This is a genomic window from Pelomonas sp. Root1217, assembly GCF_001425705.1.
Classification (GTDB): Bacteria; Pseudomonadota; Gammaproteobacteria; order Burkholderiales; family Burkholderiaceae_C; genus Pelomonas.
The window spans coordinates 1-20,764 of sequence record NZ_LMDC01000030.1; the positions used below are offsets into that span (position 1 = coordinate 1).

A 20,764-nucleotide genomic window follows, 5' to 3' on the forward strand; every position below is an offset into this window, starting at 1 on the left:
GCCATGACCGGTGCGGTTTTGCAGCGGGATGCGCCACGCCCAGCCCCCTTCCAGCGCCGTGGCCTGGGTGTACGGGGCCAGCTCTTCGCCGACCCGCTCCGTGGGGCAGGCCCAGGCGCCGTCGACGGGCAGCCAGTGGCTGAAGTCGACGAAGGGCTCTGCCAGCGCCTGACCCAGCAGCAGGGAACGAAAGCCGGAGCAGTCGACGAACAGGTCGCCCTCGATGCGCCGGCCGTCCTCCAGCTGCACGGCGGCCACGCCGCCATCGGCACGGCGTGACACGTCGGTGATGCGCCCCAGCGTGTGGCGCGCCCCGCGCTGCACGGCCAGCTTGCGCAGGAAGGCGGCGTATTGCACGGCGTCGAAGTGATAGGCGTACTTGAACTGCGCCTGGTCGTCGGGCAGCACGAAACGGCCCTTCATCGCCATCACCGTCGGCACGCACTGCACGCCCAGCGGCTCGGTCAGCCCCATGCGGCGGTGCTGGCCCCACAAGGTCTGCGAACCGAACAGGTTGCCGAAGTGGCCGGATGCCCAGCTTGTAGGTGCCGTTCGTGGCGCGCAGGAAATCGCGCTCGTCGATGCCGATCAGCTGGTTGTAGTTGCGAATGGACGGGAAGGTGGCTTCGCCGACGCCGACGATGCCGATCTCCTCGGACTCGACCACCTCGACGGTGGCGCGGCCCTTCAGCCCGGTGACCAGCGCCGCGGCCGCCATCCAGCCGGCGCTGCCACCGCCCACGACGACGATGCGAGCAATTTTCTGCGTCATAGAGACTCTGCCAAGTTCTTGGGCGCCATCAATGATCTGCGCCGACGTCCATCATTTCCATCTCTGGCCACGCGGCGCCGACCCACGCAAGTGGGCATGCCGCCCGGACAGTCCGTCCAGGCGGCATGCAGTTACGCCGCGTCAGGGACCGCGTCAGAACTCGTAGCGTGCGCTCATCGAGTAGCTGCGGCCAGGGTAGAACCACGCACGCCCCATCGTGCCGATGTGCTGCTGCTGCGTCTGGCGGACGATGACGTTGTTCAGGTTCGTCATGTTGAGCGACATACTGAACTGGTCGCTGAACCTGTAGTTCATGCCCGCGTCCCACTGGCCGAACGCCTCCTGCCAGGTCGGCAGGCCCCAGCCCACATCCCGGGCACCCGGGCGCGTCGGGTCCGCGCTCGTCGCATCATCGCCGCGCGTGCCATTGGCATCCGCCCCCTGCAGCACCCGGCTGTGCCAGTTGTAGGCCAGCCGTGCTGAAAACGGGCCGCGGTCGTACATCAAGACGAAGTTGGCCGCGTTCTTGGCCATGTAGGGCAGCGGCAGATCGTTGAACGGCACGCCGTTGGTGTCGCAGCCGAACAGGTGCAAGGTGCCATTCGTCTGCGTCCTGCCCGCATCGCAATAGGGGTTGTAGATCTGCTTGTACAGGCTTTGCTTGGCGTCGATGTAGGTGTAGTTGGCCGACACGCCGATGCCCTTGGCCCAATCCGGCAGCATGCCGTCCAGGAAGGGCAGCTTGTCCAGGTAGGTCATGCCCGCAACTTCCAGGCCGCTGACCTTGGCTTTGCCCACGTTGGCGGGACCCGTGACCGAGAAAATCTGCGGATTGCCACCCACGCTGTTGTAGGCGCGGCTGTAAGAGGTGTTCATGATGACGTCCTTGACGTCCTTATGGAACACCGTGCCCGTGATGGACTGGCCGTCACGCGGGTACCACTCCAGCGCCAGGTCATAGCTGTTGGCCGTGATCGGCTTGAGCTTGACGTTGCCGGAGTTCTCGCCACGGTAGGAGACCCTCTGGTTGATGGCGTCGTAGTCCTGCCACAGCTTGATGTACTCGCCCAGTTGGTTGAAGCCAGGTCGGTTCATGCTCTGGGCCATCGCCAGGCGAGCCTGCAACCTGTCGGTGAAGTTCATCTTCAGGTTGAGCGACGGCAACACCTTGACGAATTCGTTCTGCACGTCCAGAGGCCCTCCGAGCTGGTCGAAGCGCGGCAGATCGGGCGGCGTCTGCGAGTTGTATTGCGTCTGAAAAGCTGTGTAGCCGTGCGAGACGTCGCGGGTCAGCACGACACGCACACCGGCGTTGCCTTCGATCGGGAACTTCAGGTCGTCGAAGCCAAAGCGCAGCGTGGCGTAGACCGCGTCGGTCTGTTCGCTGTGCGTGCTGGTCTTTTCCGGGTTACCGTCGAAAACCAGCTCCTGGAAGTTCTGATAGTCCTTCGCGTAATCGCACGTGATGTTCATGGTGGGGAACAGCGCCTTGCCATCCAGGCATTGCTGGTAGCGGTAGTCGTTGGCCAGCGTCTTGTAGGTGTTCGGGTAGTCGCGCACGGCACCGATCGTCGGCATGACGATGTTCGGCAGCTTGCCCGCCTTGCCGCCATAGAAGTTGTTGAAGTTGAACACTTCGACCGGCACGGTCTGGTAGCGCGGGTCGCTCATGTAGCCGAAGCTTCCGCGTGATTGCCAGTCGAGCCCATCGGTGACCGCAGGCGGCTTGCCGGGCGTGGAGGTCTGCTTGACGGCCCAGGGATCGGAAGTGGACGTCCAGCCGTTGCCCGAGGCATCGTAGTGGCGTGCCACGCGATAGGTGGCTCTCACGCCGACACGGATGTCACGCAGGATGGGGTCGTCGAAACGGTAACGCGCGTCGGCCTTCCAGGCGTAGAGGTCGGCATCGGCCTTGCTCATGCCCGGCATGACCAGGTTCCAGTAGTAGTTTTTCGAGTCGGCCAGGAAATCCGTGGCGGTCTGGTCGAACCCGATGCGCACCGGGTTCTTGCCGGACACGTCGATGCTCATGCTTGGCACGTAAGTGCCCAGCTGCATGTTGCGGCCGATGGAATCGTTCTTCGCATGAACCCATTGGACGTCGTTCTGCACCAGCCACTGGTCGTTGATGGCCCACTTGAAGTTCCACGCCAGTTCACCGGTCTTCGAATTGCTCCGATTCCAGCCGCGCGAGACGTTGAAGCCCAGGCCGCCATCGGCAAAGGTGTTCGCTCCGAGGCCGCCGCTGGGGTAGGTGTAGAGGCCAGACGTCAGCACGTTGTTGGCGTCGTACGTCGCATTCTTGATCACCGACTTGTACGGGCTCTCCACACCGGTGTAGATGCCCTGCTCGCTGCCCGTCTCCCGTGCGCCCGACAGGAAATAGGTCAGCGACGAGTCCATCCTGTCCTTCTTCCACTGCAGCGCGGCGTAGAAGCCGGCGCGTTCGGTGTCGCCGGTGTTGTTGCGGAAGGAGGCCGATTTCGGCGCCCAGGCCACCTTGCCGGCGATCAGGTCGGTGCGCGGGAAGTAGGCATCCAGCTGGATGCTCTCGTTCTGGAAGCTGGAGTGGTTGTAGGAGAGGTCCAGCAGAACGCCGACACGCCCGATGTCCGTGTTCCATTGGGTGGTGTACAGCCCCGACACGCTGGGCGAATTCTTGCCCGAACGCTGCACGTAGTTGTTGCCCGCCGACAGGTAGGCCTTGGTTCCCTTGTAGTCAAAGGGCAAGGCCGTGCGCAGGTTCACTGTGCCGCTGACGCCGCCTTCGATGATCTCGCTGGAGGGGTTCTTGTAGACGTCCACGCCGGCCATCAGTTCGGGCGGGATGTCACCCCAGCTCAGCTCGCGGCCCGGCCAACCGGCCGAGAACGACTCACGACCATTCAGCACCGAAGAACCCCAGCTGAGGCCCCGCACGCTGATGCCCGAGCCCTCGACGGAGAAGTGCTCCGGGTCGCCGCGCGACTTGTTGCGGTCGATGACGACGCCGACGACGCGCTGCAGCACTTCCGTGATCGACTTGTCCGGGAGCTTGCCGGCCTCTTCAGCGACGACCGAGTCGACGATTTCCTCGGCGTTCTGCTTGATCTTCTGCGCCGACTGCAGCGCTGCGCGCTGCCCGGTGATGACAACGGTTTCCAGGTTTGCCGGCTTTTCAGCCGCCGTCTGTGCCATTGCGGCGCTGCCGACGGTCAGCAGCATCATGTGGACCATGCCGCGATGGATGGCTGTGGTGCGGAACTGTTTTTTCATGGTGTCTCCGTATTCCTTCGATGTGTCCGGCGGCAGCTGGCTTCAGGGCTGCCGTGTGCCCCGGCACCGAATGCCGAGGCCGCCCCTCGCGATGCTGGTGTCACCGCCCCAACACGGGGCCGGTCGCTGACACGCAACGCCGCTCGCGGCCTGGGTTACTGGATGGTGATGGCGCCCTTGATGGTCAAGTCGGAGGCGTAGATGCCCGCGGTTTTCTTGTCCACGTTTGCGTCCATCAACCAGAAGCGCGTGCGCACGACGTTGGAGGACTGCAGCAGCGTCGCAGCCGAGGCGCGCGAGGCCGCCATCTTGTCCAGGGCCGCCTTGAACTCGGCGGCCTTGACCGGGGCGCCCGTGCTGTCATAGGGGTTCGGCAGCTTTCGGACGTCGTTGTCCAGCGACACCGTGGTGACACCCGAAAGGCCGCAGGCCTCGGTCACCGCAAAGTTGTCCAGCGGCACGCCGTAGCTGACCAACCCAGACATCGGGGCCCACACCAAGGTGCTGAGTGTGACGTTGCAGCCGTTGTTGCGCTTGCCCAGGTCCAGATGCACGACGATGGGCTTGGCCGATGCGTGGAGATCGGCGTTCAAGCCCAGTGTGAAGCCCAACGCCTTCTCCGTGGTCACCTGCAGACCACCCACCGTGTCGCCCGACCCATTGAAGCCGCTCAGGCCAGGCGCAAAGATGTCGATGCGGTTGAAGCCGTATTGCCAGCCGCCGGTGAACATGGTGTCCGGGATATGCAGGGCCGAATCGAGCGTGGAGCCATCGCTGGAGACCTTGCTGTAGCACCAGTCGCCCGCGCTGGCATCGCACCACTCCCACCCAGCGTTGAGCGCGCTGTCCCAGGGATTGACCATGACGTTGCCACCCTGTTTGGTGTGCAAGTTGTTCATGGTTCCGCGCCCGCCCCCCGGCTGGAACCCGTCAGCAACGAGCAGCGGGTCGACGGCGATGAAGCGCTGCGTCGTCGTTTCCTTGTAACTCTCATTGCCAGCTTGCTTCGCCGACACCGCGCAGGAGCCCTTGGTCAGCAACTGGAGCGTGCTGCCGCTGACGGTACAGACCGCAGGCGAGTCGCTGGCGAACGTGACCGGCAGCCCTGAGTCCGCGGTCGCGCTGAGCGCGATGGACTTCGTTGCCGCGCTGAGAGCGTAGTCCGGCGGGGTGAAATCCACCACCTGCGCATGCTTCAACACATTGAACAGCTGGCTCGCATCGTCGGCACTCGCCCATTTGGTGCCATCCGAACCGGCCCCGCCTGGCTGGCTGGCGATGACCAGGCACTCACCCGCGGCTACCAGCGTCAGCTTGTTGTCGGCGACCGTGCAGGTGGTGGGTGTGCCGCTGCGGAAGCTGACCGGCAACCCGGATGTGGCCGTGGCCGACAAGGTCGTCGGCGGATTCAGCAATGTGCCGCCACCCGGATACTTGAAAGTGATGACCTGGTAGCGGCCCTCTGAGCCTCCGCCCTCGCTACCCCCTCCGCCTCCGCAGGCGGCCAAAAAAGCGCATGCCGCTATAACGGTCAACTTCCGGGTGTGCGGAATCAACTTTTTCGTCACGTTTTGTCTCCTGTTCTGAAATGACTGTGGGCACCTGACTGCAGAACTTGCTCTCTCTACAGCGACGCTGCTCCTTGATCGGCTCGCCCCGCCTCACTGACGGCGACTTGGTTCGGTCGTTGCACCAACTATTGGCAGGTTAGAAAGCCGCCCTGTTGCGTCTTTGGTCACCATGTGCCAAGGCTGGCGAGCGCACCATGAACCGCGCCGTCTGTCAGAAATGCTTTCCGATGCCTGCGCCAAGCGTACAACTGGTAAGACCAAAGAGACATAGGGCAAACTCCCGGACAGACCAAATCTGTTTTTTTTTGGAGACTTTGTGCGAAATCGTCCACTTCAGCGGATCGTCATCGTCGGCGGAGGCAGCGCCGGCTGGATTACCGCCGCCCCGCTGGCGCGGATGCTGTGCCGGCCTGACCAACCGGATCAGCACTGCGAGGTGACGCTGGTGGAGTCGGCGGACATCGGTACCGTGGGGGTCGGCGAAGCGACGTTGCCAACCATCCAGTTCTACAACCAGCTTCTGGGAATCGACGAGGCAGACTTCGTCCGCCGTACGCGCGCCACCTTCAAGCTCGGCATCGAATTCCAGGACTGGGGCCGGATCGGCAATCGCTTCTTCCACGGCTTTGGCGGGTTCGGTCCGGCCATCCACAACCGACCGCTGTGGGCCTACTGGCTGCGCCTGCAAGCGCTGGGAGACCAACTCCCCTCCTACGAGGAATGGTCGACTGCGACGGTGATGGCCCGGCAGATGCGTTTTGTGCCGCCGACGCCCGGCGAGCCGGCGCCTTCCAATGCCTTCAACTACGCCTTTCACTTCGATGCGTCGCTGTACGGCGCCTACCTGCGTGAGTACGCCCTCAAGCACGGCGCCCAGCGCACCGAAGGCACCATCACGCGCGTCGAGACGCGGCCCGAAGACGGTTTCGTGACGGCACTGCACCTGAGCGACGGGCGCCGCGTGGAAGGCGATCTCTTCATCGACTGCTCGGGCTTTCGCGCCCTGCTGATCGACGGCGCCATGAAGTCGCCCTACGAAGACTGGAGCCACTGGCTGCCCTGCGATCGCGCGCTGGCCGTGCCCTGCGAGAGCGCTGGCCCCATGACGCCCTACACGCGGTCGACCGCCCGCACCGCCGGATGGCAGTGGCGCATCCCGCTGCAGCACCGCACGGGCAACGGGCTGGTCTATTGCAGCGGCTACCTGAGCGATGACGAAGCGCAGCGCACGCTGCTGGACAACCTGGACGGCAAGGCCCTCGACGAGCCTCGGCAACAGCGCTTCGTCACCGGGCGACGCAAGCAGGGCTGGGTCAAGAACGTGGTGGCCGTCGGCCTGTCGTCGGGCTTCCTGGAGCCGCTGGAATCCACCAGCCTGCATCTCATCATGGACGCCGTCAGCCGCCTGACGGCCATGCTGCCTGACCAGTCATTCCAGCCGGCGCTGGCGGACGAGTTCAACCGGCAGATGGCCTATCGCTACGAGTCCGTGCGCGACTTCATCATCCTTCACTACAAGCTGGGCGAGCGGCGCGACAGCGAGTTCTGGCGCTACTGCGCCGACATGCCCATTCCCGACGATCTCGCGCACCAGATCGCCCTGTTCCGCAAGACCGGCCGTGTCGCCGTGATCGAGCCGGAAGGCTTTGCCGAGCCGTCGTGGGCGTCGATCCTGCTGGGCCTGGGCGTCTACCCCGAGAGGTACGACCCCTATATCGACCTGGTGGACCCGCAGCTGATCCGCCGGCACCTTCATTCGGTGCACAGCTCGATCTCGCGCACGGTGGCATCCATGCCGTCGCACGCGGACTTCCTGAACAGGATCTCCGCGCCGCCGAAGGCCTGACGCGCGTGGCGCCCCCGACGAGGGGGCAGCCCCGGTCTTTGCGTCGAAGTCACCCGTCGCCGCGCAGGCTGCCTCGTCAGCCGCTGCGCTGGCCTGTCGCATCATCTCGGCCGCGCCGGCACGGGTTGAACACACTGCGGTCGTCCCTCCCAAACTGAAAGGAAGAACCGATGGACTACCGAGCCCTTTTGACCATTCCACTGGTTGCCTTGGCGCTGACCGCCAGCGGTGCCGAAACGCTGCGCCAGCCGACCGGCTGGGTCTCCTTTGCCGGTTGGGATGGACTCAACAGCCCGACGCACGAAGCCGGCGTGGCCCCCGAGACGGAGAACAGCAGCCAGCGCGCCCTCACCGTCAAAGCCATCGGCGAGCGCAAGGCCCACCAGATCGGCAGCATCTTCCAAGGACTCACGGGGTATGCGGACCGACGCATACGCTTTTCGGCGCAGGTGAAGACGGCTGGCGTCGATCAGTGGGCCGGGCTCGTGGTCGGTTCGGGCGTCATACCGTTCTCTCCGGCTTCCGAGGAATTCGAGGCTGATGCCACGGCGCCGCGTGGCGCTGCCGGCTGTCTCGAGTGGTGCGAAGTGAGCGTGGTGGCCGACATCTCGGCGACAAGCGGCGGCATGTTCAGCGTCGGCCTGGCCCTGATCGGCAACGGCCAGGTCTGGGCGCGAGGCTTCAAGCTGGAGATCGTCGGGCCCGAAATACCGGTCACCACACACCGCTTCGGCGCCGAGGCCGCTGTCCTCATCAAGGCCGAAAGGGAGCAGATCGAGGCGCACATGCTCTATTGGGGAACCACGCCGCCGCAAAACCTGTCGCTGCAATAACGACGCGCAGGCTGCCCTTCCACCAGAACTCTCTCCAAGGCACCGAACATGGACTACCGCACTCTCCTTCTCGCCCCGCTGGCCGCCATCGTGCTCAGTGTCGGCGCCGCCACCCCGCCGCGCATGCCCTCTGGCTGGATCGCGCACAACACTTTCATCTTCTCCGAAGCCACGCTGTCGGCTTCGAACGGCTATGAAGTCGGCATCGATCCCGCCAGCGACGCGGCCGGCAGTCCCAATCTGACAGTCCGCTTCGTGGAGCCCACGAAGCCCTGGGTTGTCGACATGGGTGCGGCGCACCAAAACCTGTACGGCTACGCGGGCAAGCGGCTGCGCTTCAGTGGCCAGTTGCGGACCGACGCTGTGAAGGGATGGGCCGGGCTCTTTCTCGGCCAGGGCGATGGGACACTGCTGTACCGGATCAACGCGGCCAGGCCCGGTGTCGAGGCGCTGCTGCCCGCTGGCACTGCCGTCGCGACCGACGGGAACTGGCACGACGCCAGTGTCGTGTTCGACGTGCCAGCCGACGCACCGCAAGTCATCCTCGGCATCGGCCTGGTCGGTGAGGGCCAGGTCTGGGCCCGCAACCTGCAGTTCCAGGTCGTCGGCAACGAGGTGCCGACGACCACGACGAAGATCGGCGTCGACCTGCAGTCGGCGCGCCGTGCCGATGCAGAGCACATGGCGGAGATGGCGAAAAAGCCGCCCTCGCCGCTGCTGAACGCGGCGCTGGACTGAAGGCTGGCCATGCCACGCCCGCCCCTGCGCCGCGCCTTGCTGCCTGCCCTCCTCCCCGCCCTGCTGTTCTGGGCGGCTTGGGCCCTGTTGCACTGGATCTGGCCCTACGCCCGCTGGCTGGCCCCGGCCGCCCAACTCTGGCTGGCCTACAGCGCCGCCTGGTTCACGCTCAACTGGCGCTGGTGGCCGCTGGCGGTGCCGCTGGCCGCCGCTCTGGGCGCGGCGGCGGGGACGCTGCTGCTGCCGGCCATCGACCTGGCGCAATGGCAGAACCCGCTGGCCATGTGGCGGCCCTGGCTGCCGGCCTTCGCCTTCGCGCTACTGATGCATCTGCCGACCCGCTGGTGGCGCTGGCGTGAGGAGCAGGCCTTGGCACTGCGCCTGGCGCACGCCGAGCACACCGCGGCGATGGCCGAACTGTCGCGCCAGGTCAGCCTGACCGAACTGAAGGCGCTGCAGGCCCAGGTCGAGCCGCATTTCCTGTTCAACGCGCTGGCCAGCCTGCAGCAGCTCATCCGCAGCCAGCCGGCCACGGCCGAGCGCTTTCTCGGCGAGCTGCACGACTACCTGCGCCTGGCCCTGCCGTCGCTGCGCAAGCCCATGAGCACGCTGGAGCGCGAGTTCGAGCTGGCACGCGCCTACCTCACGGTGATGTCCACACGGCTGGGCGAGCGCCTGCGCTTCGACCTGCATCCCGAGCCCCGCTGCAACGGCCAAGGGCTGCCACCGTTGATGCTGCTGACGTTGGTGGAGAACGCGGTGCGCCACGGCATCGAGCCCAAGCCGCAAGGCGGCCGCATCGAACTCGATGCACGGCGCGAGGGCGAGCGCCTCGTGCTGGAGGTGCGCGACGATGGCATCGGCCTGCAGGCCGCTGAGTCGGGCCCGGCCAGCGGCCAGGGCCTGGGCTTGGCCAATCTGCGCGACCGCCTGGCGGGGCTGTACGGCGAGGCGGCACGCCTGAGTGTTCAACAGCGATCCACCGGCGGCGTGTGCGCGCGCATCGAGCTGCCCTGGAACATTCCCGAGACCCGATGAAGCATCCCACCGCCCTGCTGATCGAAGACGAAGCCTTGCCGCGCCAGCGCCTGCGCGAGGGCTTGGCCGAGCTGTGGCCGCAGCTGCACGTCCTGGCCGAGGCCGAGGACGGCGAACGCGGCCTGGCCCTGGTGCTGGAACTGCGGCCCGACATCGTCTTCGTCGACATCCGCCTGCCCGGGCTGGACGGCCTGCAGCTGGCGCGGCGCATCAAGGGCCTGTGCCACATCGTCTTCGTCACCGCCTACGACGCGCATGCGGTCACCGCCTTCGACCAGGGCGCGGTGGACTACCTGCTCAAGCCGCTGGCCACCGAGCGCCTGCGCGAGACTGTGCAGCGCCTGCAGCAGCGCCTGCAGTTGCCACCTGCCGAGCTGGCGCGCTGGTTGCAGCAGTGGGCGCCGCCCTCCTTGCCATCCAGCGCCCCTCCCGCGCCCAGCGCACCGCTGCGCTGGCTGCAGGCCTCACAGGGCGAACGCTTGCACCTTGTGATGGTGGCGGATGTGAGCCATTTCCGCAGCGACAACAAATACACCTGCGCCTTCACTGCGGAAGGCGACTACCTGCTGCGCCTGTCCTTGCGCGAATTGCTGCAGCAACTCGACCCGGAACAGTTCTGGCAGATTCACCGCGCCGTCGTCATCAACGTGGCCCAGGTCGCTCGCGTGGATCGCAGCCTGGGCAGCATGGAAGTGCTACTCAAGGACGGCAAGACAAGGTTGCCGGTGAGCCAGAGCTTCCAACCCCGGTTCAAGCCGATGTAGCGCACGGTGTTGGCGCGCGCCGGCAGTGATGGCGGGCCGCGAACCACGACCCTGGCCGAACAACCCTTGCGGCCTTATTTGCTGGACGGAAACGCAAACACCGCGTTCTCGCGCACGCCCGACGAAGGCCAGCGCTGCGTGATCTGCTTGCGGCGCGTGTAAAAGCGCACCGCGTCCGGGCCGTAGGCGTTCAGGTCGCCAAACAGCGACCGCTTCCAGCCGCCGAACGAGTGGTAAGCCACCGGGACCGGCAGCGGCACGTTCACCCCCACCATGCCGACCTGGATGTGGTCGGTGAAGTGGCGCGCCGTCTCGCCATCGCGCGTGAAGATGCAGGTGCCGTTGCCGTATTCATGCGCGTCGACCATCGCCATAGCGGCCTGCAGGCTGTCGACGCGGATGATGCCGAGCACGGGGCCGAAGATCTCTTCCTCGTAGATGCGCATGCCGGGCGTGACGCGGTCGAACAGGCAGGGGCCGAGGAAGTAGCCGGCCTCGTGCCCGGCCACCGTCAGGCCACGGCCATCGACGACGAGTTCAGCGCCCTCTTCCACGCCTTGATCGACATAGCCACGCACCTTCTCCAGGTGCGCCTTCGTGACCAGCGGGCCCATGTCGCAGCCGGCCTCGCGGCCAGAGCCGACTTTCATGCGGGCCATCTCGGCGATGAGCTTCTCGCGCACGGCGTCGGCCGTGGCGTCGCCCACTGCGACCACCAGCGGGATGGCCATGCAGCGCTCGCCGCAGGAGCCAAAGGCCGCGCCCATCAGCGCCGTCACGGCGTTGTCGATGTCGGCGTCGGGCATGACGACGGCGTGATTCTTGGCGCCGCCCAGCGCCTGCACGCGCTTGCCGTGCTTCGTACCCGTCGCGTAGATGTATTCGGCAATCGGCGTCGAGCCGACAAAGCTGATGGCCTGCACGCGTGGGTCGGCCAGCAGCGTGTCCACGGCCTCCTTGTCGCCGTTGACGACGTTAAGCACGCCCGGCGGCAGGCCGGCGTCCTGGGCCAGCTGGGCGATGAACAGCGTGCTGCTCGGGTCGCGCTCGGACGGCTTCAGGATGAAGGTGTTGCCGCAGGCCACGGCCATGGGCCACATCCACAGCGGCACCATGGCCGGGAAATTGAACGGCGTGATGCCGGCGCAGACGCCCAGCGACTGGAACTCCGACCAGGCGTCGATGCCCGGGCCGACGTTGCGGCTGTGCTCGCCCTTCAGCAGCTCGGGCGCGTAGGTCGCGTACTCGACGTTCTCGATGCCGCGCTGCAGCTCGCCCAGGCTGTCGGCCAGCACCTTGCCGTGCTCGTCGGTGATGAGGCGGCAGATGGTGTCGGCATGCGCTTCGAGCAGCTCCTTGAAGCGGGTCAGCACGCGGGCGCGCTTGAGCGGCGGCGTGTTGCGCCAGGCAGGGAATGCGGCTTGCGCGGCGGCAATTGCGGATTCGACGGTGGCGCGGTCCGCCAGGCGGACCTGCGCGCCGACCTTGCCGGTGGCGGGGTTGAAGACGTCGGCCGAACGGCTGCCGCCGTCGACCTGCTGGCCGTTGATGAGATGGGTGATCACGGGATGTTTGGGAGTAAAAGTTCAGAGAGTCGCGTCGAAGCAGTCGCCTAAAGCGGAGACCAGCGAGTCGATCTCGGCGGGCGTGCTGATGAAGGGCGGCGCCATCTGGATGGTGTCGCCGCCGTAGCGCACGTAGAAGCCCTTGGCGTACATGGCCATCGCGATGTCGAAGGGGCGCTTGGCGGGCTCGCCGGGCAGCGGCGTGACGGTGATGCCGGCGGCCAGACCGAAGTTGCGGATGTCGGCCACATGCTTGGCGCCCTTCAGGCCATGCACGGCCGTCTCGAACATCGGCGCCAGCTCCTTCACGCGCTGCAGCGCGTGCTCACGCTCCAGCAGGTCCAGCGAGGCGAGGCCGGCCGCGCAGGCGACCGGGTGCGCCGAGTAGGTGTAGCCGTGCGGGAACTCCAGCATGTAGTCCGGCCCGCCCTGGGCCATGAAGGTGTCGTGGATCTCCTGCTTGGCGACGACCACGCCGAGCGGCTGCACGCCGTTGGTGATCTGCTTGGCGGCGGTCAGGATGTCGGGCGTCACGCCGAAGGCCTCGGCGCCTGTCCATGCGCCGGCGCGGCCGAAGCCGGTGATGACCTCGTCGAAGATCAGCAGGATGTTGTGCGCCGTGCAGATCTCGCGCAACCGCTGCAGATAGCCCACCGGCGGGATGACGACGCCGGCCGAGCCGGAGAAGGGCTCGACGATGACGGCGGCGATGTTGCTCGCGTCGTGCAGCGCGATCAGCTGCAGCAGGTCGTCGGCCAGCGCGGCGCCCATCGGGCCGTCCTGCGGCGGCATGCCCTTGAAGAAGCTGCCGTTGGGCGGCTGCGTGTGCGGCAGGTGATCGGCCTCAATGCCCTGGCCGAAAGTCTTGCGGTTGCCCACCATGCCGCCGACCGAGATGCCGCCGAAGTTGACGCCGTGATAGCCCTTGGCGCGGCCGATCAGCCGCGTCTTGCCCGCCTGGCCCTTGGCGCGCCAGTAGGCCCGCGCCATCTTCAGCGCCGTGTCAGCCGACTCCGAGCCCGAGCCCGTGAAGAACACGCGGTTCAAGCCGGCCGGCATCTTCTCGACGATCCTGTTGGCCAGCTCGAAGGACAGCGGGTGGCCGAACTGGAAGGCCGGCGAATAGTCCAGCTCGCGCGCCTGGCGGCTGATGGCTTCGACAATCTCTTGGCGCCCATGCCCCAAGCCCGTGCACCACAGGCCCGACAGGCCGTCGAAGATCTGCCGGCCGTCGTCGGTGCGGTAATAGGCGCCGGCGGCGCCGGTCAGCAGGCGGGGGTTGGCCTTGAACTGCCGGTTGCCGGTGAAGGGCATCCAGTGGGCGTCCATCCAGTTGGCAGGTCGGTCTGCGGTCTGAGTCATGGCGTCTCGTGCAAGTGGTTTGCGCCGCATCGTGCCCGGGCCAATGCTTGTAGACAATGACAACATCGCCATGTCTACTTGCCGGTCAATGAAACCAAATGACGCACGTCTTCCCGGCCAGATTGCAGACGTGGACCTGCGCCTGCTCAGGGTGTTCAAAGCCGTCGTCGAATGCGGCGGCATGGCGGCGGCGGAGCTGGAACTGAACGTCGGCATGCCGACCATCAGCCGGCAGATCAAGGACCTGGAGGAGCGCCTCGGCCTGGTGCTGTGCCGCCGCGGCCGCGCCGGATTTGCGCTGACGGCCGAGGGCGCCGAGCTCTACGCGGCGGCGCTGCAACTGCTGTCCGCCACCACCGACTTCCGCGCCCGGCTGGAGGAGATCCACCACCAGATCGGCGGCGACCTGCATCTGGCACTGTTCGAGAAGACCGTCAGCAACTCCGCCTGCCACATCGACCGAGCCCTGGCCCAGTTCAACCAGGCCGCACCCGGCGTGAAGCTGCACATCCATGTCGGCACCATCACCGACATCGAGCAGGGCGTGCTGTCGGGGCAGTTCCAGGTCGGTGTCATCCCCGAGCACCGGAGGTCGGAGAGCCTCGCCTACCGCCCGCTGTTTGGCGAGGTCATGCACCTGTACGCGGGCAACGGCCACGCCTGGTTCGCGGCCGACCATCGCTGGAGCTGGGCCGACCTGAGAAACCAGCAACTGGCCGGTCTCGGCTATCACTCACCCAACCTCGTGCTCACGCATCGACGCCAGTTGGAGCGGGCGGCCACGGCGTCTGACCAGGAAGGGGTTGCGACGCTGATCCTGACCGGCTGCTTCGTCGGCTTCCTGCCCGACCATTACGCCCAGCCCTTTGTCGAGGCCGGCCGCCTGCGCGCCGTGTCCGTCGATGAGCTGAGCTACGACTGCAGCTTCGCCTGCATCTACCGCCACGACCCCGCGCCCACCCGGGCCGCGGCGACGCTGGTGCAGGCGCTCGAAGCGGCGCACGCTTGAGGAAGCGGCGACTACCATCCCGCTCCTACCTTCACCGCCATCTTCAGCGGCTTTGTGCCGCGCATCACGCATGAGCCACACGCCCGATTCCTCTCGCTACGACCGCCAACCTTATCGTCGCAGCGGGCGCAGCGGCCTGCTGCTGCCGACCTTGTCGCTCGGCCTGTGGCACAACTTCGGCGACGTCGACCGCTACGACAACGCCCGCACCATGCTGCTGGGCGCCTTCGACCGCGGCGTCACCCATTTCGACCTTGCCAACAACTACGGCCCACAGCCGGGCTCGGCCGAGCTGACCATGGGCCGCGTGCTGCGCGAGGACCTGCAGGCTCACCGGGACGAGCTGATCATCTCGACCAAGGCCGGTTACCGCATGAACCCTGGGCCCTACGGTGAATGGGGATCGCGCAAGTACATGCTAGCCAGCCTGGATGCGAGCCTGAAGCGGCTCGGCCTGCCCTACGTCGACATCTTCTATTCGCACCGCCCCGATCCCGACACGCCGCTGGAGGAAACGATGGGTGCGCTGGACCACGCCGTGCGCAGCGGGCGGGCGCTGTATGTGGGACTGTCCAACTATTCGGCGGCTCAGACCCGCGAAGCCAGCGCCATCCTGCGCCGGCTGGGCACGCCCTGCGTCATCCACCAGCCACGCTACAGCATGCTGGACCGCCATGTCGAGGGCGGTCTGCTGGAGGTGCTGGCCGAGGAAGGCATCGGCTGCATTGCCTTCTCGCCACTGGCCCAGGGCCTGCTCACGGAGAAATACCTCTCGTCCATCCCTGCCGACTCACGCGCTGCCCTGGGTGGCTTCCTCAAACCCACCGACATCACGCCGGGCCGGCTGGAGGCGCTGCGCGCACTCAAGGCACTGGCGGATGCGCGTGGGCAGACGCTGGCTCAACTGGCCCTGACCTGGGTGCTGAGGCAGCCCGGCATGACGTCCATCCTGGTCGGCGCCAGCCGGCTAGGCCAGATCGACGACGCGCTGGGCATCGTCGCGGCGGCGCCACTGACCGATGCTGAGCTGGCGGCGGTGGACGCCGCGCTGACGCTCGAGAAGTCAGCCGGCTGAGGTCGAGCCCGCTGACGGCCTGGGCTGACACACGCGTCATCGGCCGATCAGAACGGGTCCTTGAACTGCATCGTCACGAAGAACGCACCCCGCGCCTCGCCGGCCTGGCGGCGCAGGTTGGCCATATAGCCCAGGCTGAAATCCACGCTGTCCACCAGCGTCACGCGCAGGCCGGTGCCCACGGCAAGGCGGGTACGGGGGCCGCTCAGGCGCGGGCTGGGATTCACCGCGTCCAGCATCAGCAGCGGACTGATGGCGACGGCATTGATCTCGTCCATCAGCGTGTCGACGATATGGCGCACCGGTTCGATCTCGCGGCGCGCGTCCTGCTCGGCCAGCTTGGGGTCTGCTGCTACGAACAAGCGCACCAGCTCCTTGACGGCAGCGCGCAGCGCGGCGCCTTGCTGCGTGACCTGCGGGTGGCGCGGGCCGGCGTTGAAGCTCTCCACACACAGCGCCACCACCTGCCCCACCGTGTTGGCGGTGTCTTCACCAGGCAGCAGCTCGGTGAACAGGCCCAGTTGCGTGAGGCTGGACTCCAGCAGCACCTGCGTGATCTCGTCCTGGGCCTGGCCGAGCTGCGCCTTGCATGCGGCGAACAAATCGCTGTCGGCGCTGCCGGCGGCGGGCGCCACGGCAGCAAGGGCAGCATCGAGCGCGGCCAAGGTCCGCTGCACTGTCGGCAGTTGCGCAATGGCCTGCAGATAGGTCGGCAGGGTGGTGCGGTTGTCCGCCGCGAGGCCGCCGACGGCGGAGTCCAGCTGGCCGTTCAACGCGGTGCGGACCTGGGCGTCGCGGTATGCCTCGGCCGGCACCAGCGGCTGGTTGAAGACCGGCAGCGCCGCCGTCAGGCTCAGCGCCGCAAAGCGCTGGTAGCCCGGGCTCGCCGGACTACCGGCCAGTGCATTGGTGCCCAGGCTGCGCAGCAGCGGCGCCGCGCGGATCTGCCACTCCTCGCCGCCGATGAATTGCTGCTCGCGCCCGCCAGCGAAGAAGCGCGCGCCATGTGGCACCAGGCCCTGCTCGCGCAGATGGCCCAGCGTCAGACGCGTTTCCAGCGACAGGCTGCGGTGGTCGGCCACCGGCCAGCGGCCCTCATGCGCGATGTCGATGATCTGCTTGACCCAGTCCAGGCCCGCGCCGCCGCTGCCGGCGCCGAACTCGACCGCATAGCTCGCGGCCAGGCTCTGCCGCGCCAGCCGTGCCGTGGTGCCCGCCATCAGCTTGAGCGACTGGTAGCGCTGGTCCGCCACCAGGCCTGCGGCGGGGTCGTCCTGGCCGCGGCTGCGGTGCTGGCCGGCATCCAGCGCCGCTCCCAGGCGTAGCGCCAGCGCCCAACTGCCCAGTGGATGCGTCTGAGCGAAGGCCTGAGCCTCGAGGTTGCTCTGCCCCAGCCGCGACACGGACTTGGCGGGCACCGACTGGTCGGCATAGCCCAGCCGCCAGGCCGTGTGGGCCCAGATGCCGTCGCTGTGCTCCCGCCCTCCCTCCAGCGCCAGCGCCATGTCCCGCAGCCGATCACTGGCGTAGGCGTCGACGGCGACGGAGCGCCAATAGAGGGTGTCGGCGTCGGCACCCGCACCACTGCGGTTGTAGAGGGCCGCCAGCCCGGCCCCGGCGCCCTCGCCCCCCCGATACCCCAGGCGCGGTTGCAGGCGCATGCCCGGGCGCAAGGCCTCCTGCCCGGACTGGCGCTCCGGGGCAGCCGTCTCGCGCTGGCGCGACTCCCAGGTCAGCCCTACCGACAAGGAGGCCTTGATGGCGTAGACAAAGAACACCAAGTCCAGGCCCTGCGGCGTGCAGCTGACCATCACGGGCAGCACGCGGCCGCCGACACGGGCTTCGACATCCAGGTTGGCAAAGGGCAGCGCAGCGATCTGGTTCCACACGGCCGTGACCTGGCTGGCGCTGTAGGGCGTGCCGCGCAGCGGCTCGGCCAAGGCCTTCGCCTGGTTCAGGTCAGCCCGGATCCAGGGCAGGAAGGCCAGCGGCGTCTGCACGTCCACGGCGTGGATGGGCATGCCGCCAAAGGCGCCGTTGGCCGGACAGGCATCACCGACGACCACCGCAGCCTGCCCGGCTTGCGGGCCGGCGCTGGCGACGGCGGGCGCCAGCAGGGCGGGCAGGGCCAGCGCCCAGCACGCGCCCAGTGGCGGGCGTCTCACCGCTTGATCAGCGTGCGCTGGATCACAGCATCCGCAGGCGGGCCGCCGGGCTGCTGGCTCGCGAGAGCCGCGCTGGACGCCGGGCCGGCCAGGAAGGCGGCCTGCGTCGCGGTCAGGCCATTGGTGGCGGTCGCTGCGGCCTTGCTGTGCAGCTCCTTGTCGACGACCACGTCCAGGCTCACGCGCGCGTCGCCGTAGGCCACCGCCTTGTCATCGCGGCGGAACAGCTTGAAATGGATGGTCCAGGTTGGCAAGCCGTCGTCGTCACTGACCTTCTCCAGCCCGAAGACGATGCGGCGCAGGTCGTCCTTGGTGTTCACGACCAAGTCGACCTTGATGTTGGTGATGATGTGTTCGCGGGTGGTCATGGCGGGCTCCTGGTCGAGATGGACCGGGCCTGAGTAGGCCGCCGGGCCGCGCCGGGGTCATCCGTAGAAGTGGGGAAGGTCGGCGGCCGCCGGCTGCCGCAGGCCAAGCTCGGCCTCCTGCAGCGGCGCCAGCAGCAGCCTCAGTTCGTTCGCGCTGAACTTGCTCAGACTGCTGCCGTCGTCGCTGCCGAGCAGGCCGTCGGCCAAGGCTTTCTTGCGCGCCTGCAACTCCAGCATGCGCTCCTCGATGCTGCCTTGGGCCACCAGCTGGTAGACGAAGACCGGCTGGTCCTGGCCGATGCGGTGTGCCCGCGCGCTGGCCTGGGCCTGCACTGCCGGGTTCCACCAGGGGTCGACGTGGATGACGGTGTCGGCGGCCGTGAGGTTCAGGCCCACGCCGCCGGCCTTGAGGCTGGCCAGCAGGATGGGCTCCTCGCGGGCCTGGAAGCGGCGCACGACCTCGCCGCGCGCCGACGCGGCGGTCTGGCCGGTCAGGCGCAGATGAGGCAGCTCCAAACGGTCCAGTTCAGCGGCAATCAAGTCGAGCATCTCGGTGAACTGCGAGAACACCAGCAGCCGCCGGCCCTGGGCGACGAAATCGGGCAGGTGCTCGCACAGCCATTCGAGCTTGGCGCGCTCCACGTATGGCGGCATATCCACGCCCTTGAGCAGCAGCGGGTCGCAGCAGACCTGGCGCAGCTTCAGCATCGCGTCCAGCACGCTGATCAGGCTCGTCGCGTTGAAGCCGTCGCGGGCCAGGATGCGGCGCACCATGTGGTCGGCCGCGACGCGCACGCTCTCGTAAAGCTGCTTCTGCTGGCCGACCAGCGTGACGCGCTTGACCAGTTCGGTCAGCGGCGGCAGCTCGGTGGCCACCTCGGTCTTCATGCGCCGCAGGATGAAGGGCCGCACGCGGGCCGCCAGCAGACGGGCGCGCGCGCCGTCGCGGTTCACTTCGATGGGCTTGCGCCAGTGGCGGGCGAAGCTGCGCGAGTCGCCGAGGAAGCCGGGCATCAGCAGGTCGAACAGCGACCACAGCTCGCCGAGGTGATTCTCCAGCGGCGTGCCGGTCAGGGCCAGGCGGTGGCGCACGTCGAGCCGCAGGAGGGCGCGGGCGGCGCGAGCCTGGGCGTTCTTGACGGCCTGGGCTTCGTCGAGGATCAGCAAGTGCCAGCGCTGGGCGGACAGCGTGCGCAGGTCGCGCCAGACGAGGTTGTAGGTGCTGAGCACCACATCCACGTTCGCAAGCTGCGCGGCTTCGCGGTCGGCGCCGTGCCAGGTCATCAGCTTGAGCCCAGGCGCGATGCGGGCGGCCTCCTGCTGCCAGTTGAAAAGCAGCGACGTCGGCACGATGACGAGGGCCGGGCGTTCGAGGCGCCCGGCCTGCTTCTCGGTCCAGAGGTGGGCCAGGGCCTGCGCCGTCTTGCCCAGGCCCATGTCGTCGGCCAGGATGCCGGCGAGGCCCTGTTCGCGCAGGTATTGCAGCCAAGTCAAGCCGTGCAGCTGATAGGGGCGCAATTGCAAGCCGAGGCCGTCGGGCTGCGCCATCGAAGTCGGCGTGCCGGCCGCCAGCAGTCGTTGGCCGAGTGCCTTCAACCCAGCATCGCCGTGGATCTGCCAGCGGCCACGCGACTCCTCCTCGATGCAGCGGATGCGGTCGGCGTCCCAGGCGTTGAGCTTGAGCGGCTTGCCCTTCTCCAGCTCCACCGGCTTGAGCAGGTCCAGCAGCGCCAGCATCATGGCCTTCAGCGGCGCGGCCACCGCGTGATAGCGCCGGCCGCCGGGCGCGCGCAGCGAGACGATGGCGTCGTCCTCGATGGACGCGATGGCCACCGCGTCCAGCCAGCGCTTGTCCTTGCGCAGCAGGTTGGCGATCAGTGGCGCAAGGTCGATGCGCTGGCCGTCGACCTCCATGCCCAGGCTGACCAGCCAGGCGCCGGTGCGCCGCTCCAGCCCCAGGCCTTCGACGCGGCGGCTCGGCTTGGGAGCTTCGGCTTCGGTTTCGGTCAGCCCGAGCTGCCAGCCGCTGACAAACTGGCTGTGGTGGGCGAAACCGGGCTCGGTGGTGACCTGCCAGCCCTGGGCCAACAGTTCGGGCACCTTTTCGGCATGGAAGTCGCCGAAGAATTCTTCCTGGACGAGGGTCCAGAGGGACGCTCCGCCCAGAGGCAGCGGCGCGCCGCGCCATTGCAGCAAGGGGGGGTCCAGGGCAACGAGGCCGAGTTTGAGCAGCGTCTGCTCGGCGTCGGCATCCCGCCGCGCCAGCGTCGCCACCGTCACCTGGTCCCCTCGCGGCCCGAGCGCGCCGCGCGGCCGCAGGCCGAGCAGGCCGTCGCCGCGCGTCAGGGTACGCAGCGTGAGGTGCGGGGGAGAAACGGACATCACGACAGTCTCGCAGCCCGC

General features: G+C 67.4%; 15 protein-coding genes and 1 pseudogene. 7 read left to right on the plus strand and 9 right to left on the minus strand.

The annotated features are described in order from the left end of the window. The 4 genes and pseudogenes from ASC95_RS26935 to ASC95_RS26945 all read right to left on the minus strand — a co-directional run. Positions 1-495, minus strand: a 495-nt coding sequence (locus ASC95_RS26935) for a tryptophan 7-halogenase (RefSeq protein WP_255355285.1), incomplete at its 3' end; no start/stop codon positions are given. Positions 496-538: 43 nt separating this feature from the next. Further along, positions 539-772: pseudogene (locus ASC95_RS32285) on the minus strand (tryptophan 7-halogenase); the annotation flags it as partial. A 153-nt stretch (positions 773-925) separates the two neighbouring features. Next, the gene (locus tag ASC95_RS26940; protein WP_057300793.1) at positions 926-4,027 is read right to left on the minus strand and encodes a TonB-dependent receptor; all 3,102 of its coding nucleotides are present in this window, start codon (positions 4,025-4,027) and stop codon (positions 926-928) included. Positions 4,028-4,182: 155 nt separating this feature from the next. Further along, on the minus strand, positions 4,183-5,442 hold the full coding sequence (locus tag ASC95_RS26945; protein WP_157256531.1) for a hypothetical protein: 1,260 nt from the start codon (positions 5,440-5,442) through the stop codon (positions 4,183-4,185). Between the two features lie 472 nt (positions 5,443-5,914). On the opposite strand from ASC95_RS26945, the gene ASC95_RS26950 reads away from it, so the two are divergent. The 5 genes from ASC95_RS26950 (at position 5,915) to ASC95_RS26970 (ending at position 10,817) form a co-directional block, all read left to right on the plus strand. After that, positions 5,915-7,444 (plus strand): tryptophan halogenase family protein, encoded by a 1,530-nt coding sequence (locus tag ASC95_RS26950; RefSeq protein ID WP_057300795.1) that lies wholly within the window; start codon positions 5,915-5,917, stop codon positions 7,442-7,444. 170 nt (positions 7,445-7,614) lie between these two features. Then, on the plus strand, positions 7,615-8,277 hold the full coding sequence (locus tag ASC95_RS26955; protein WP_057300796.1) for a hypothetical protein: 663 nt from the start codon (positions 7,615-7,617) through the stop codon (positions 8,275-8,277). 48 nt (positions 8,278-8,325) lie between these two features. Beyond that, positions 8,326-9,015: a hypothetical protein gene (locus ASC95_RS26960; protein WP_057300797.1), complete on the plus strand. Its 690-nt coding sequence runs from the start codon at positions 8,326-8,328 to the stop codon at positions 9,013-9,015. 9 nt (positions 9,016-9,024) lie between these two features. Next, the gene (locus tag ASC95_RS26965; RefSeq protein WP_057300798.1) at positions 9,025-10,053 is read left to right on the plus strand and encodes a sensor histidine kinase; all 1,029 of its coding nucleotides are present in this window, start codon (positions 9,025-9,027) and stop codon (positions 10,051-10,053) included. Further along, positions 10,050-10,817: a LytTR family DNA-binding domain-containing protein gene (locus ASC95_RS26970; RefSeq protein WP_057300799.1), complete on the plus strand. Its 768-nt coding sequence runs from the start codon at positions 10,050-10,052 to the stop codon at positions 10,815-10,817. Before ASC95_RS26965 ends, ASC95_RS26970 begins: the two co-directional genes overlap by 4 nt. 74 nt (positions 10,818-10,891) lie before the next feature. Here the strand turns inward: ASC95_RS26970 and ASC95_RS26975 are convergent, their stop codons facing one another. Both ASC95_RS26975 and ASC95_RS26980 read right to left on the minus strand, forming a co-directional pair. Then, positions 10,892-12,382, minus strand: a complete 1,491-nt coding sequence (locus tag ASC95_RS26975) for a CoA-acylating methylmalonate-semialdehyde dehydrogenase (protein WP_057300800.1) — start codon at positions 12,380-12,382, stop codon at positions 10,892-10,894. A 21-nt stretch (positions 12,383-12,403) separates the two neighbouring features. After that, positions 12,404-13,744: an aspartate aminotransferase family protein gene (locus tag ASC95_RS26980; RefSeq protein WP_235538069.1), complete on the minus strand. Its 1,341-nt coding sequence runs from the start codon at positions 13,742-13,744 to the stop codon at positions 12,404-12,406. A gap of 130 nt (positions 13,745-13,874) precedes the next feature. Here ASC95_RS26980 and ASC95_RS26985 point away from each other — a divergent pair, with 130 nt between their 5' ends. Both ASC95_RS26985 and ASC95_RS26990 read left to right on the plus strand, forming a co-directional pair. Then, the gene (locus tag ASC95_RS26985; protein ID WP_235538070.1) at positions 13,875-14,753 is read left to right on the plus strand and encodes a LysR family transcriptional regulator; all 879 of its coding nucleotides are present in this window, start codon (positions 13,875-13,877) and stop codon (positions 14,751-14,753) included. Positions 14,754-14,823: 70 nt separating this feature from the next. Then, positions 14,824-15,828: an aldo/keto reductase gene (locus ASC95_RS26990; RefSeq protein ID WP_057300802.1), complete on the plus strand. Its 1,005-nt coding sequence runs from the start codon at positions 14,824-14,826 to the stop codon at positions 15,826-15,828. Positions 15,829-15,875: 47 nt separating this feature from the next. Here the strand turns inward: ASC95_RS26990 and ASC95_RS26995 are convergent, their stop codons facing one another. From ASC95_RS26995 to ASC95_RS27005, 3 genes are read right to left on the minus strand one after another with little or no spacing between them, the layout of a single operon-like run. After that, a complete protein-coding gene (locus tag ASC95_RS26995) occupies positions 15,876-17,993 on the minus strand; it encodes a hypothetical protein (protein WP_057300803.1) in 2,118 nt (705 codons plus the stop codon). Further along, on the minus strand, positions 17,990-18,361 hold the full coding sequence (locus ASC95_RS27000; RefSeq protein WP_057300804.1) for a hypothetical protein: 372 nt from the start codon (positions 18,359-18,361) through the stop codon (positions 17,990-17,992). The genes ASC95_RS26995 and ASC95_RS27000 overlap by 4 nt, the downstream gene beginning before the upstream one ends. 57 nt (positions 18,362-18,418) lie before the next feature. Beyond that, a complete protein-coding gene (locus ASC95_RS27005) occupies positions 18,419-20,743 on the minus strand; it encodes a DEAD/DEAH box helicase (RefSeq protein WP_082568160.1) in 2,325 nt (774 codons plus the stop codon). Positions 20,744-20,764: the final 21 nt, after the last annotated feature.

Coding starts and splice junctions, on each gene's coding strand:
- ASC95_RS26940 (WP_057300793.1), bottom strand. CDS start 4,027: ATGAAAAAACAGTTCCGCACCACAGCCATCCATCGCGGCATGGTCCAC.
- ASC95_RS26955 (WP_057300796.1), top strand. CDS start 7,615: ATGGACTACCGAGCCCTTTTGACCATTCCACTGGTTGCCTTGGCGCTG.
- ASC95_RS26960 (WP_057300797.1), top strand. CDS start 8,326: ATGGACTACCGCACTCTCCTTCTCGCCCCGCTGGCCGCCATCGTGCTC.
- ASC95_RS26965 (WP_057300798.1), top strand. CDS start 9,025: ATGCCACGCCCGCCCCTGCGCCGCGCCTTGCTGCCTGCCCTCCTCCCC.
- ASC95_RS26970 (WP_057300799.1), top strand. CDS start 10,050: ATGAAGCATCCCACCGCCCTGCTGATCGAAGACGAAGCCTTGCCGCGC.
- ASC95_RS26980 (WP_235538069.1), bottom strand. CDS start 13,744: ATGACTCAGACCGCAGACCGACCTGCCAACTGGATGGACGCCCACTGG.
- ASC95_RS26990 (WP_057300802.1), top strand. CDS start 14,824: ATGAGCCACACGCCCGATTCCTCTCGCTACGACCGCCAACCTTATCGT.
- ASC95_RS27000 (WP_057300804.1), bottom strand. CDS start 18,361: ATGACCACCCGCGAACACATCATCACCAACATCAAGGTCGACTTGGTC.
- ASC95_RS27005 (WP_082568160.1), bottom strand. CDS start 20,743: ATGTCCGTTTCTCCCCCGCACCTCACGCTGCGTACCCTGACGCGCGGC.